Below are 13,067 nucleotides of genomic sequence, written 5' to 3'. Positions count from 1 at the left end.
ATGGCGTGCGGCGCCATGCATTGCCAGGAGCTGCCCGGTAACGGGTGAAACTAGACGAAGGCTGTCACCACTGTCAATGGTGACACATTAGGGTGAAGCGCATGGACACGTCCGCGAACGTCGCCGGCCTGGTCGACCTGGGCCTGACCAGCTACGAAGCGCGGGCCTACGTCGCGCTCGCCGGCCGCCGCGACGCCACCCCCGCGGAGATCTCGCGCATGGCGTCCGTCCCGCGGCAGCGCGCTTACGACGTCCTGGCGACGCTGGCCGAGCGCGGGCTGGTGGTGCAGGTGCCCGGCCAGGCGGTCCGCTATCGGGCGCAGCCGCCCGACCACGTCACCGAGCTGCTGCTGGCCGTGCGCCGGCGCGAGCTGGACCGGCTGGCGCAGGCCACGACGGACCTCGCCGGCCAGCTGCGGCCGCTGTTCCAGGCCGGCCAGGACCACGGCCACCCCTTCGACTACGTCGAGGTGCTGCGCGACCGCGAGCACGCCGTCGAGCGGGTCCAGCAGCTGTGGACCGAGGCCCGGCACGAGGTGCTGACGTTCGTCCACCCGCCCTACCTGGGCGCGGCGACGCCGACGGTCGCCGCGGTGCCGCCGGGCATCGTGCAGCGCTCCATCTACGAGACGTCCATCCTCGACGACCCGGTCATGGCCGAGCGGGTGCGCACGTGGGCGGCGCTGGGCGAGCAGATCAGGCTGACCACCGACCTGCCGCTGAAGCTGACCATCGTCGACGGCCGGTCGGTGGCGTTCAACATGCCCGACCCCGCCGAGGGTGACGGCTCGGTGACGACCTTGGTCGTGCAGCACGAGGCGCTGGCAGCGACGCTGAAGATCGCGTTCGAGAGCCTGTGGTCGCAGTCGCGGACGCTCGAGGACGTCGCGGCGGCGCGCTCGTACTGACGCGTCAGAGGCCGAGGCGGGGCGCCTCGATGGCCGGGCAGGTGTCCATGACGACCTCCAGCCCGGCCGCCTTCGCCCGCTCCGCCGCCTGTTCGTCGATGACCCCGAGCTGCAGCCAGACGGCCGTGATGCCGAGCCGCTCCTTCTCCGCGATGGCGTCGTCGACCACCTCGCCGACCCGCCGGCTGTTCACGAAGCAGTCCACGACGTCGACCGGTCCCGGCACGTCGGCCAGCGTCTTGTAGCCGGTCTCGCCCAGCGTGTCCTCGCCGCGCAGGTTCACCGGCACGATCGTCATGCCGAGGTGGTCGCGGACGAACCGGGCGACCCCGTACGCCGCGCGCTCCTGGTTCTGCGACAGGCCGACGACCGCCCAGGTGGCAGGGGTGGTCAGGAGGCGGCGGACGGTGCCGGCGTCGTTCACATGCGTGCTCACCCTTGGAGCGTATGTCGGCTCGGCGCCGTCGTCCCGCGGCTGTCAGCCGGCGAGATCGGCGGTGGCGCGGCGCAGCTCGGCGGCCACCGTCCCGCCGGTGGAGGCGTGCCCGCCGTCGGCCACGACGAGCCGCGCGTCGGGCCAGGCCCGGGCCAGCTCCCACGCCGCGCGGATCGGCGTCTGCACGTCGGCGCGGCCGGCCACCAGGACGCCCGGGATGCCGCGCAGCCGGCCGGCGTCGCGCAGCAGCTGGTCCTCCGCGAGCCAGCCGCCGTGGCGGAAGTAGTGCAGGGCCAGCCGCACGAACGTGGCCGCGAACCGCGGGTCGGCGAACGCCTCGGCCGCGTGCGGGTCCGGGTGCAGGCTCAGCGTCGCCGCCTCCCAGGCGCACCAGGCCGCGACGGCACCGTCGCGGACGGCGGGGTCGGGGTCGTGCAGCAGCCGGTGGTAGGCGTCGAAGACCGCGGCGGCTCCAGTCGCCCGCGGCGCTGGGGCGCTGAACCCCGCCCACGCCTCGGGGAAGAACCGGCCGGCGCCGCCGCCGTAGAGCCAGTCGTCGTCGGCCGGACGCAGCAGCGCGACGCTGGTCAGCACCATCGCGGTGACGCGGTCCGGGTGGGCCTGCGCGTACGCCAGCCCCAGCGTGCTGCCCCACGACCCGCCGAGCACCAGCCAGCGGTCGATACCGAGGTGCTCGCGCAGCCGCTCGAGGTCGCCGACCAGCGCCCAGGTGTGGTTCGCGGACAGGTCGGCGTGGTGGTCCAGGACCCGCGGCGTGCTGCGGCCGCAGCCGCGCTGGTCGAGCAGCACGACGCGGTACAGCGCCGGGTCGAACAGGGAACGGTGCGCCGGCGTGCAGCCGCTGCCCGGTCCGCCGTGCAGCACGACCGCGGGCCGGCCGTCGGGGTTGCCGCACTCCTCCCAGTAGACGCGGTGCCCGTCGCCGGCGTCGAGCAGGCCGTGCGCGTACGGCTCCATCAGTCGACGTCGAGGGTGCCGGGGCGGTAGGACGACATCCACGAGCGCAGCAGCTCGACCCGCTCGGAGTTGGCGTCGTTGCCGACGACCACGGGCTCCTCGTTGTAGGCCATCGTGTCCGAGCGGCGCCGCAGCTTGACGTAGAGCCCGGACGCCTCGATGGCGTAGCGCTCCATGTCGTCCTGCAGCGCGCCGACGACGGTGATGTTGTGGTCGTTGCCAATGCGCTCGAACAGCGCGACGGCCTCGCGGCGGTGCTGCTTGCCGAGGTTGCGGCCGAGCTCGTCGAGGATCAGCAGCAGCGGCCGGTCGCCGCCGCGGGCCAGCGCCGCGGCGCAGACCAGCTTGACCGCCTTCTCATCCATCTGGGCGGTGTTGCTGCGCAGCGTGTACGCGGACATCCGCTGGCCCTCGGCCCGCCGCCACTTCGGGCTGACGGTCCACCGCCACGGCTTGTCGGGCTCGGACGGCGGCTCCGGCTCGGGGTAGTCCAGCCCGGCGCCGTAGCCGCCGTATTCCTGGTCGAGGCGGTCGAACTCGGCGGCCACCTTGCGGAGCATGGTCTTGATGCCGGCCGCCAGCGACGTACGGTGCGCGCGGACGGTCTGCTCGGCCTCGCCGTACCCGAGCCGCGCGGCGTCGAGGTCGGCGGTGCGCCGGGCTCGCTGCTCGGCGATCTGCTTGAGCTGGTGCCGGTCGTGGTCCTCGTGGTCGCGCAGGTGGCCGTCCAGCGCCCGGAGCAGCGCCGCGACCAGCGACACCCGCGTCTCCAGCGCCGCGCCGGACCAGTTCGGCGTGACGAGCAGCTCGCGCAGCTCCGCGGTCAGCTCCTCCGGCGGCGTGCCGGGCGGGAAGCAGCGGACGGCGACCTCGTCCGTCAGCCGGGTGGCGTCCTCGTCCCAGGCGGCGGTCGTGCGGGCCTGCAGGTCGTCCGGCAGCTCGACGAGGTAGCGGCGGGCGGCGTCGGGGGAGTCGCCCCAGGCCTTCTCCCGGTCCAGCAGGGCGAGGCCGTCGCGCTCCTCGATCAGCTCCAGCCGCTCGGTCCCCTTGTCGCGCAGCGTCGACGCCAGCCGCTTGCGGGTGTCGCGCAGGCTGGTGATGCGCTCCTCGCGCGAGTTGTGCACGCCCAGCTCGTGGGCGTACGCGGCCTCGGCCTCGGTCAGCTCGGGGGCGAGCGCGTCGCGGTGCTCCTGACGTTCGGCGTTGGCCGCGCGCAGGTCGCCGATCTCGTCCTGCAGACCGTCGGCCCGCTGCGCCGCGTCGGCCGCCTTGGCCCGGGTCTCGGCGCGGGCCAGCGCCGTCCGGGCCTGCTCGACCACGGCGGTCGCGGCGTCGAGGGACGTGGTCAGCTCGCAGTGCGCCTCCTGCGCGGCGGCGACGCGGGCCGGCTGACCGGTGATCGGCTCGGCGAACCCGCCGATGGCCAGCACGCCGGCGGCCTCGTCGACGACGGCGCCCTTGCCGGCCCGGGCGGCGACGGCGTCGAGGAACGTCGTGAGGTCGCGGTCGCCGTCGGCCAGGACCAGCAGCGATCCGGGCAGGCCGGCCAGTGCCTTCGCCGCCTTGGCCGCGTCCTTCCGGCCGACCACGACGGCCTCGCGGTACGGGGACAGCCGCGGCTCCCAGACCTTCCGCTCGGCGGGGTCGACGGCGACGACGTCGACCAGCGCGGCGGCGTCGAGACCGGCCGCGCGCAGCCGTTCGACCTGCTCGGCTGCGACGTCGTCGCCTGACTCGGCCGCCGTCACGCGGCGGGCCGCCTCGGTCGCCGCGGCCCGGGCGACGGCCTGCGCCGCGATGGCCTCCTCCAGCGCGGTCCGCGCCTGCGCCAGCTCCGCGGCTGCGGTGTCGGACGTGCGGCCGTCGGCGGCGCGTGCCTCGTCGAGGAGCTGCCGCTGCGTCGTCGTCAGACGATCGAGGTGCTGGGTGGCGGCCAGCAGGGCCGCCTCCAGCTCGCGGTCGCGGGCGATCAGCTCGTTGCGCTTGCGCTGAGCCGCCTCGAACCGGCGCGCGGACTCGTCGTCGTCGGTCAGCGCCGCCAGCCGGTCCTCGACCGCGTCGAGCTCCTGGCGCAGCGCTGCCTCGGAGTCGTCCAGCTCGGCCAGCGCCTGACGCAGCTCGGCCGTCCGCTCGACGCCGTCGAGCAGGTGCCGCGCGCACCGCGACCGCCACGCCGTCCGGGCGTCGCCGAGCAGCTCGCGGGCCGCGAGCCGGCGGGCGATGCCGGCCTCGATGACGGCGACCTCGCCCTCCCAGTCGGCGATCTGCCGCTCGGTCTCCTCGACCTCGCTGCGGTGCCGGTGCTCGGCCGAGCGCAGCACCTGCTCGTGCTCCAGCTCGCGGTCGAGCCCGGTGAGCGTGGCGATCGCGTCGAAGATCCGGTGCGGCGGGAGGTCGTTGAGCGGCTGGGCCAGCAGGTTCGCCGCCTGGCTGGACCGCACCGACGTCGACAGGAACGACACGCAGCGCGCGTTCTGGCCGAACAGCACCCGCGACAGCTGGCCGGCGTGGAAGTCGGTCCTGCCGTTGCTGCGCGGCAGCTGCGCCCACAGCTCGTCGACGCGCGCGGCCCGCTCGGACTCCGTCGCGCCGTACGGCACGTGCAGCCCGCCGGTCCAGCGCAGGTCGAGGTAGGGCGCCTTACGGTTGATCCGCAGCCAGACGGTGACGGCGTCGTCCTGCGGCGCGCTGCCGGGCGGCGCGAACACGCCGATGACGTAGCCGCGGTCGACGTTGGACCAGCGGCCCTCCTGGGCGGCCAGCTCGGCGGTGAACAGCAGCTCGGCCGCGCCGGCGGCGCCGCTGGCCAGCTTCCACTGCTCGTCGGCGTGCAGCAGGCTCAGCGCGGCGATGAACGAGGACTTCCCGGCGCCGTTGGAGTCCTTCGGGCCCTGTCCGGCGACGGTGACCAGCCCCTGGCCGATCATCGGGACCGGGTGGGTGGACAGCCGGGAGATGTCGACGACCTGGACGCCGACGAGCACCCGCTCGCCGACGACGTCGAAGGCTGCGCTCACGTGTCGCCGTTCCTCTCTGGGGGCCGTTCTGGGGGGCGGCGCGCGCGGATGGCCGCGGCCAGCGGGCTGTCCGGCGCGGCGGCCAGGATCAGCTCGTGCTCCAGCCGCTCGCGAGCGGCCTTCGTCAGCCGGTGCAGCGCGGGTCCGGGCAGGTAGGCGGGGCCGTCGACGACGGCGGACCTCCCGCGCGGCGGCGCGATCTGCACCAGCCCGGCGGCCCGCAGCCGTTGCAGCGCGGGCCGGATCTCGCCGCGCGGCAGCTGCGTGTACCGCGTCAGCTCGTCGACCGACGTCGGGTGCGCCGACGTCCACGAGTCGCCGCTGACCAGCCCCTGGCTGCGCGGGATCGCGACCGAGTGGACCAGCACCAGGACCAGGACGGCGCGGTCGGTGCGCGACTGCGCCGTGGCGCCCTCGGCGGCCAGCTGCTCGGTGACGTCGTCGCGGAACCCGGACGTCCAGTGCGTGCTGCCGACCCGGACCAGCGTGCGGCCGAGCCGGTACAGCAGGCGTTGCAGGTCGCGGCGGACGGTCGCGTCGCGCAGCGCCAGGAGCTGCGCCTCGGCGACCGGCTCGCGGCCGTGCTCCAGCGCGGCGAACGCGGCCAGCACCTCGTCGCGGTGCCGCTCGTTCAGCTCGGCGAGGGCGCTGTCGAAGACCGTGGTCATGTGGCCCCCGCCGGTGGTGCGGGCAGCGACCGCCACAGCTCGCGCAGGGTGCTCAGCTCGGCGGCCGTCCACGACGCGACCCGCGGCCCGAGCCGGACGACGCGGGTGTCCTCGTCGAACAGCACCCAGCCGGCGCCGGCCAGCCGGCGGACCGCGCCCATCGCGGCGGCGTGCAGCGCGCGCTCGTCGCGGCTGCCGGTGATGGCCCGGAACACGCCGATGACGTGGTCGAACGGCGCCGGCACGGCGGGCCAGACCGGCCCGCTCGGCTCCGTCCAGCAGCAGCGCAGGCAGGCCGCGAGCACGCGGGCGGTGTCGTTCGGCTGGTCGACGGCGACGCCCGGCAGCCCGAGCTCGTCGAGCACGTCCGGGCGGGCGTTGTCGGGCAGCCCGGGCAGCAGCCAGACGGCGCTCGCGTCCGGCTCGACCAGGCGGATCATGCCGGTCGGGTGGGCGCTTGCGGGCGGGACGCGCTGCGGTCCGGCCGCGCGGTGCCGCGCCCACCACAGGGCGGTGTCGTCGACGCTCATCAGCCCGCGGCCCGCCGGAAGGTCCCGTCGGACACCCACGACAGGTCGCCGCCGGGGTCGACGCGGAGGCCGTCGGACCAGGTCAGCTCGTACGCGAGGTCGGGATGATGGTGCGCGGCGGTGAGGTCGGCGAGCAGCCGGCGGGCGGCGAGCCAGTCGCCGGCGTCGTCGAGCACGGCCGTCACGGCCACGGCGTCGCCCTCGCGCAGCAGCCGTTCGGCCGTCTCGCGCAGGCTCGCGGCGTCGTCGGCGGGGCGTACGTCGTCGGGCGGCGGCGCCGTGGTGCCCTCGGGGCGGGGCGGCGGCTGCCTGACGGTGTTGGCGCCGCGGCCGCTCTCGACCGCCTCGGTGAGCAGGTTCGGCGAGAACCACGGCGCCGGCGCGTCGAAGACGAACGTGTCGAGCACCCCGGCGAGGTCGTCCTCGTCGGCCGTTCGCGCGTAGCTGAGCCACGTTTCCGCCGACAGCAGCCCGAGCGCCCGCGTCGTCCCGGCCCGCTCGATCAGCCGCCCGGCCGCCTTCTCGACGGCATCGCCGTACGCGGCCAGCGCGACCCGCAGCGCGGTGCACTCGCGGTCCAGCTGCGGCCAGCGGCCCAGCACGACGGTGTGGACCTCTTCGGCCTGGCTGATCAGGCCCTTGTTGCCCCACAGCAGCTGCGCGTGGTCGCCCAGCTGCTCGGCGGTGCTGCCCGCGGCGAGGATGGCCAGCTCGTTGCCGAGATGGCGGAAGATCCTGGTCAGCCTGCTGATCGTGGTCTGCCCGGTCGCGGGCTCGGCGTCGGGCGCGGTGACGCTGACGTGCTCGAGCGTCAGCAGCTGGTGCAGCTCGGCCTGGCCGCCTTGCTCGGCCAGCCGGCGCAGGAACAGCAGCATGACGTACGGCGCGAACGCCGCCCGGTGGAACCGCTCGTTCGGGCGCTCGACGACCTTGCTGATGGCGCCGTACTCGCGCAGCACCTCGAACCGGCGGTGGATCAGGCCCGGGTCGATCGGCCGGCACGCGGCGACCGCCTGGTCGACGGTGAGTCCGTCGCGCCCGGCGTCGGCGAACGCGTCGAGGATCGCCTCGTCGACGTCGAGCAGTTCGAGGTCGCTGATCATCGCGCCGGACTCGCGCGCCAGTACCGCGAAGACCTGCCGGTAGAGCCGCTCGACGGCGGCGTCGCCGGCGAGCTGGTCCAACGTCAGCTCGGGTCCGGCGGTCATCGGGACAGCATGCCATCCGAGATGGGGCGGCTGTCCAACCGACTCAATTCCGCTGGCCGACCGGCCGGACGATGATCTCGTTGACGTCCACGTGCGGCGGCTGCCCGACCGCGTAGAGCACCGCCGCGGCGACGTCGTCGGCGTCCAGTTTCGGGTCGTTCGCGCGGCTCGGCGGGATCGACTCGGTGTCGACGAGCCCCGGTTGCAGCAGCGTGACCCGGATGCCGGTGCCGATGCACTCCGCGCGGATCGCCTGCGCCAGCCCGGTGACCGCCCACTTGGTGGCCGAGTACAGATTGCCGGGCCGGACGCCACGCCCGGCGGCGGATCCGGTGAGCAGCAGGTGGCCTTGCGTTCGGCGCAACGCCGGCAGGGTCGCGCGGGCGGTCAGCGCCGGGCCGTAGACGTTCGTCAGCACGAGGTCGCGCCACTCCTCCGGTGGCGCTCCGCCGTCGCCCAGGAAGGACGTGACGACGCTCGCGCCGGCGTTGGCGAGGACGGCGTCGAGGCGTCCCCACCGCTCCTCGGCCTCCGCGACGACGCTGGTCAGCGCGGTCCAGTCGGTGACGTCGGCGGTGCGGGCGACGGCGCGGGACGGCCCGCCGAGTTCGCCGGCCAGGGCCTCGAGCGGGCCGGGCGTGCGGCCGACCAGGACGAGCCGGTAGCCGGCGGCCGCGGCGCGGCGGGCGACGGCCGCGCCGATGCCGCGCGAGGCGCCGGTGATGAGGAAGACCGGGTCGGTCATGCTGCGACCCTAGAGCGCCGTGTCGCGCGGGCCGGCTCCGGATCGGTAATACTTTTCATCGGAAGGTCTCTTTCCGGATGGAGCGAGCAGACGTGTCGCAACGACCTGGCACCCCGAGCCTGCTGCGGGCGATGAACGACCGCAGCGCGCTCGAGCTGTTGCTCGACGCCGGGCCGCTGACCCGGGTCGACCTCGGCCGCATGACCGGACTGTCCAAGGTGACCGCGTCGCAGCTGCTCGCGCGGCTGCAGGACCGCGACCTCGTCGAGGTCGTCGGCACCCGGTCGGCCGGCCGCGGCCCCAACGCCGAGCTGTACGCCGTCCGGCCCGGCTGCACCTACTCCATCGGCGTCGAGCTCAACCCCGACGTCGCCGAGGCCGCCGTCGCCGACGTCACCGGCGCGGTCATCGGCTCGGTGACGGCCCCGGTGGCGGCCGAGATCACCGCGGTGGGCGGCGCCGACTCGCGCCGGCTCGTGCACGACATGGCGCTGGCCGCGGCCGCCGAGGCCGGCATCACCCTCGCCGAGGTCGACGACGTCGTCATCGGCATGCCCGGTGTCGTCGACCCGTCGACCGGCGACATCGAGCTCTCCTTCGACCTCCCCGGCTGGCACCGCGGCATGCGCGACCTGCTCTCCGCCGACCTCGGCTGCGACGTCACGTTCGAGAACGACGTCAACCTGGCCGCCGTCGCCGAACGCTCGGTCGGCGCTGGTCGCGACGTCGACGACATGGTGCTGCTGTGGATTGGGCGTGGTGTCGGTCTCGCGGTCGTGCTCAGCGGTCACCTGCATCGCGGTGCGACCGGAGCGGCCGGCGAGATCGGCTACCTCCCGATGCCCGGCGTCCCGTCCCCGGCCAGCGTCGAACGGCCGGCGAAGGGCGCGTTCCAGGCGCTCGTCGGCGCCGGCGCGGTCGACGAGCTGGCGGCGGAGTACGGCATTCCGGCCGACGGCGCGGCCGCGGCGGTCCGGGCCGCGCTGGCCGGCGGTGGCGCCGCGGCGGACGGTTTCCTGCAGGCGTTCTCGCACCGGCTGGCGCTCGGTGTGGCGTCCGTGTGCACGGTGGTCGACCCGGCGCTGGTGGTCGTGGCCGGTGAGGTGGGGGCGGCGGGTGGGGTGCGGTTGTGCGAGATGGTCGGCGACGACGTCGCGCGCATCGCCCCGGTCAACCCCCGCGTCGTCCCCACGACCGTCCCCGGCGCCCCCGTCCTCCGCGGTGCCGTCCTGACCGCGGTCGATCACGCTCGTCAGACCCTCTTCGCGTCGACCGAGTAGGTCGTCGCTCCCTCCGCCGTCTGCCGTACCCGAATTGGGTAGCGGGACGTTACGGAAACGTGATCACTGAGACTGGCAAGAAACCTTACAGTAGGCACAATTACTGGAAGGTTAGCTTCCAGTTCAACGTCACGCGCCCTGCTCGGGCCGAACCGGAGGAACCCGCCGTGAACAGAGCACTTCGCCTCACCGCCGGCCTGGCCGCCGCGGCGCTCGCCCTCTCCGCATGCGGCGACGGCGACGACGACACCACCGAACCCGCCGCCGACGGCGAGACCGCCGGCACGCCGGAGCCCGCCGACCTGCGGCTGTGGCTCAACGGCCCGGACACGCCCCAGCCGATGCGCGACTGGCTGATCGCCGAGTTCGAGGAGCAGAACCCCGGCTCGACGTTGACCATCGAGGAGCAGGAGTGGGAGGGCCTGGTCGACCGTCTGACGACGTCGCTGGGCAGCGAGTCGGAGACCCCTGACGTCGTGGAGGTCGGCAACACGCAGGCGCCGACGTTCACCACGGTCGGCGCGTTCACCGACATCACCGAGCTGGTGCCCGACCTGGGCGGCGACGACCTGCTGCAGGGCTTCGTCGAGGCGGGCAGCGCGGACGGCAGCACGTACGCCGTCCCGTTGTATGCCGGCTCGTCCTACATCTTCTACCGCAAGGACCTGTTCGCGGCGTCGGGCATCGAGGTGCCGACGAACATGCAGGAGTTCGTCGATGCGGCAGTGCAGCTGAAGCAGGACAACGCGAGCGTCCCGAACTTCTCCGGCTTCTGGCTGCCCGGCCAGGACTGGCGCGACGGCGCCGCGTTCCTGTGGGACGCCGGCGGCGACTTCGCCGCCGAGGACGGCGGGGAATGGTCCGGCGCGCTGTCGTCGCCTGAGTCGCAGGAGGGCCTGGAGCTGGTGCAGCGGCTGTTCACCGAGGCCTCCGGCGCGCCGAAGGACGGCAACGAGGCCGACGGCCACATCCCGTTCTGCGCCGGCGAGATCGGCATGATGCTGCGTCCGGGCTGGCTGCGCGGCCAGATCGAGGACCCGGAGCTCGGCTGCCCGGACATGATCGGGAACGTCGGCGTCTTCGCCCTGCCCGGCACTGACGGCGAGCCGGCCCCCGTCCTGCTCGGCGGCTCGAACATCGCCATCTCGGCGACGTCGCAGAACCAGGAGCTGTCCGCGAACCTGCTCGAGATCATCCTGAGCGACGAGTTCCAGAGCCAGTACGCCGAGAACGGCCTCACCCCCGCGAAGGTGTCGCTGGCCGAGGGCCTGGGCACCGACGAGTTCGCCGCCGCCACCATCGAGGCGGTCACGAACGCGAAGCTGACCCCGGCCGCCGCGAACTGGGCCACGGTCGAAGGCTCCCGCGTGCTCGAGGACCTGTTCGTCGCCATCGCGAACGGCGGCGACGTGCAGCAGCTGGCCGAGGAAGCCGATGCCACCATCGCCGACCAGCTCGGCTAGTCGGGAGGGGTCGGCCGTCCCGGACCAGGGACCCGGCCGGCCGACCCCTCCCGGCGATGCCGACCGGACCGGCCGGGGGCCGGCGGGTGATGTCGCACCCCGCCGGCCCCAACGGCCTCGACGTTCGCTGTTGCCGTACGTGCTGCTGCTGCCGGCGCTGGCCATCCTGGTCGCCGCCCTCGGCTACCCGCTGTACCGCCAGGCGGTGATGTCGTTCCAGGAGTACGGCCTGGCCCAGCAGTTCGGCCAGCCGCCGGAGTGGGTCGGCCTGGACAACTACGTCACGCTGGTCACCGACTCGTACCTGTGGACGGTCGTCCTCCGGTCGATCCTGTTCTGCTTCGCCAACGCCGCCATCACGATGGTGATCGGCGTGGCGCTGGCGGTCCTGATGACGATGATCAGCCGCGGGCCGCGGCTGATGCTGCAGATCGGCCTGCTGCTGGCGTGGGCGATGCCGCACCTGGCGTCGCTGACGGTGTGGCAGTGGCTGTTCGACTCGCAGTACGGCGTCATCAACTGGCTGCTGGTGAACCTCGGGCTGGACGGGTTCGCCGGGCACTCGTGGCTGATCGACCAGCTGTCGTTCTTCGTCGTCGCGACGGTGATCGTCGTCTGGATGAGCGTGCCGTTCGTCGCGTTCGCCGTCTACGCGGGCCTGACGCAGGTGCCGGACGAGCTGTACGAGGCGGCCGAGATCGACGGCGCGTCGGCGTGGGCGCGGTTCCGCACCGTGACCGTCCCGCTGGTGAAGCCGGTGCTGCTGATCGTCGCGCTGCTGCAGATCATCTGGGACCTGAAGGTGTTCACCCAGATCTTCGTGCTGCAGGACGCGGGCGGCATCACCGCGCAGACGAACCTGATCGGCACGTACATCTACCGGCTCGGGCTGGGCGAGGGCGAGTTCGGGCTGGCGGCGGCCGCGTCGTGGTTCGTGCTGCTGCTGACCGTCGTGCTGAGCCTGTACTACGTGCGGGTCCTGGTCCGCGAGGAGGATTTGTGAGCACCCGTTCCCGCACCCGGCAGCGGACGTTCGGCGGGCTGGCCATCGTCATCGCGCTGATCTGGATGTTCCCGGTCTACTGGATGCTGAACAGCTCCTTCCTGCCGTACAACCGCATCCGCGCGGCCGAGCCGACGTTCCTGCCGCTGAACGGGACGCTGTCCGCGTACGGCCGCGTGTTCGACAGCAACTTCTTCGACACGCTGCGGATCAGCGCGATGGTCACCGGGCTCACCGTGGTCGCGGCGCTGCTGTTCGCGTTCCTGGCGGCGCTGGCGCTGTCGCGGTTCCGGTTCAAGGGCCGGCGCAGCTTCATCCTGGCGGTGCTGATCATCCAGATGATCCCGGCCGAGGGCCTGTTCATCTCGCAGTTCAAGCTGCTGGAGGGCTGGCAGCTGCTGAACAGCGTCGTCGGGCTGTCGCTGCTGTACATCGCGGCGGTCGTGCCGTTCACGATCTGGATGCTGCGCGGGTTCGTCAACGGCGTCCCACGCGAGCTGGAGGAGGCGGCGCTGGTCGACGGCTGCAGCCGGCTGCAGGCCTTCTTCCGCATCACCTTCCCACTGCTGGCGCCGGGTCTGGTCGCCAGCGGGGTGTACGCGTTCCTGCAGGCCTGGAACGAGTTCACCCTCTCCCTAGTGATCATGACGAGACCGGAGAACATGACTCTTCCACTGTGGCTGCGCTCGTTCACCGAGGCGAATCGCGTCAGTGACTGGGCCGGTATCATGGCCGGATCCGTCCTCGTCGCGGTGCCGGTGATGATCTTCTTCCTGGCCGTCCAGCACCGCATGACGTCGGGGCTGGTGTCCGGGGCGGTGAAGGGCTGAC

Annotated in this window: 12 protein-coding genes; 5 read left to right on the top strand and 7 right to left on the bottom strand. The window is 73.4% G+C overall.

The window, feature by feature from the left end:
• Positions 1 to 101: 101 nt before the first annotated feature.
• Positions 102 to 908, top strand: coding sequence for a TrmB family transcriptional regulator (locus BLV05_RS36360; protein ID WP_046769522.1), 807 nt, complete (start codon positions 102 to 104; stop codon positions 906 to 908).
• 4 nt (positions 909 to 912) lie between these two features.
• On the opposite strand, the gene BLV05_RS34200 is transcribed toward BLV05_RS36360, so the two are convergent.
• The 7 genes from BLV05_RS34200 to BLV05_RS34170 are packed head-to-tail and all read right to left on the bottom strand — an operon-like array spanning position 913 to position 8,490.
• Positions 913 to 1,344, bottom strand: a complete 432-nt coding sequence (locus tag BLV05_RS34200; protein WP_046769523.1) for a CoA-binding protein — start codon at positions 1,342 to 1,344, stop codon at positions 913 to 915.
• A 42-nt stretch (positions 1,345 to 1,386) separates the two neighbouring features.
• Entirely contained in the window at positions 1,387 to 2,322 is a 936-nt protein-coding gene (pip, locus tag BLV05_RS34195) for a prolyl aminopeptidase (protein WP_046769524.1), read from the bottom strand.
• On the bottom strand, positions 2,322 to 5,339 hold the full coding sequence (locus tag BLV05_RS34190; RefSeq protein WP_046769525.1) for a coiled-coil domain-containing protein: 3,018 nt from the start codon (positions 5,337 to 5,339) through the stop codon (positions 2,322 to 2,324). Before BLV05_RS34190 ends, pip begins: the two co-directional genes overlap by 1 nt.
• The gene (locus BLV05_RS34185) at positions 5,336 to 6,007 is read right to left on the bottom strand and encodes a hypothetical protein (protein WP_046769540.1); all 672 of its coding nucleotides are present in this window, start codon (positions 6,005 to 6,007) and stop codon (positions 5,336 to 5,338) included. The genes BLV05_RS34190 and BLV05_RS34185 overlap by 4 nt, the downstream gene beginning before the upstream one ends.
• Positions 6,004 to 6,537, bottom strand: a complete 534-nt coding sequence (locus BLV05_RS34180) for a hypothetical protein (RefSeq protein ID WP_046769541.1) — start codon at positions 6,535 to 6,537, stop codon at positions 6,004 to 6,006. The genes BLV05_RS34185 and BLV05_RS34180 overlap by 4 nt, the downstream gene beginning before the upstream one ends.
• Positions 6,537 to 7,745 carry a hypothetical protein gene (locus BLV05_RS34175; protein ID WP_046769526.1) on the bottom strand — a complete coding sequence of 403 codons (1,209 nt, stop codon included), beginning with the start codon at positions 7,743 to 7,745 and terminating at the stop codon, positions 6,537 to 6,539. The genes BLV05_RS34180 and BLV05_RS34175 overlap by 1 nt, the downstream gene beginning before the upstream one ends.
• A 43-nt stretch (positions 7,746 to 7,788) precedes the next feature.
• On the bottom strand, positions 7,789 to 8,490 hold the full coding sequence (locus BLV05_RS34170) for an SDR family oxidoreductase (RefSeq protein WP_046769527.1): 702 nt from the start codon (positions 8,488 to 8,490) through the stop codon (positions 7,789 to 7,791).
• Positions 8,491 to 8,621: 131 nt separating this feature from the next.
• Between BLV05_RS34170 and BLV05_RS34165 the strand changes: the two genes are divergently transcribed.
• The 4 genes from BLV05_RS34165 to BLV05_RS34150 all read left to right on the top strand — a co-directional run bounded on the left by BLV05_RS34165 (position 8,622) and on the right by BLV05_RS34150 (position 13,066).
• Positions 8,622 to 9,770 carry an ROK family transcriptional regulator gene (locus BLV05_RS34165; protein WP_407717013.1) on the top strand — a complete coding sequence of 383 codons (1,149 nt, stop codon included), beginning with the start codon at positions 8,622 to 8,624 and terminating at the stop codon, positions 9,768 to 9,770.
• Positions 9,771 to 9,937: 167 nt separating this feature from the next.
• Complete coding sequence (locus tag BLV05_RS34160) at positions 9,938 to 11,233, top strand: extracellular solute-binding protein (protein ID WP_046769529.1); 1,296 nt, start codon at positions 9,938 to 9,940, stop codon at positions 11,231 to 11,233.
• Positions 11,234 to 11,363: 130 nt separating this feature from the next.
• Entirely contained in the window at positions 11,364 to 12,236 is an 873-nt protein-coding gene (locus BLV05_RS34155) for a carbohydrate ABC transporter permease (protein WP_197683466.1), read from the top strand.
• Positions 12,233 to 13,066 carry a carbohydrate ABC transporter permease gene (locus BLV05_RS34150; protein WP_046769530.1) on the top strand — a complete coding sequence of 278 codons (834 nt, stop codon included), beginning with the start codon at positions 12,233 to 12,235 and terminating at the stop codon, positions 13,064 to 13,066. Before BLV05_RS34155 ends, BLV05_RS34150 begins: the two co-directional genes overlap by 4 nt.
• Position 13,067: the final 1 nt, after the last annotated feature.

It is taken from the genome of Jiangella alkaliphila, from assembly GCF_900105925.1.
Taxonomy (GTDB): domain Bacteria; phylum Actinomycetota; class Actinomycetes; order Jiangellales; family Jiangellaceae; genus Jiangella; species Jiangella alkaliphila.
This window is presented reverse-complemented; position numbering and strand designations above follow the sequence as displayed.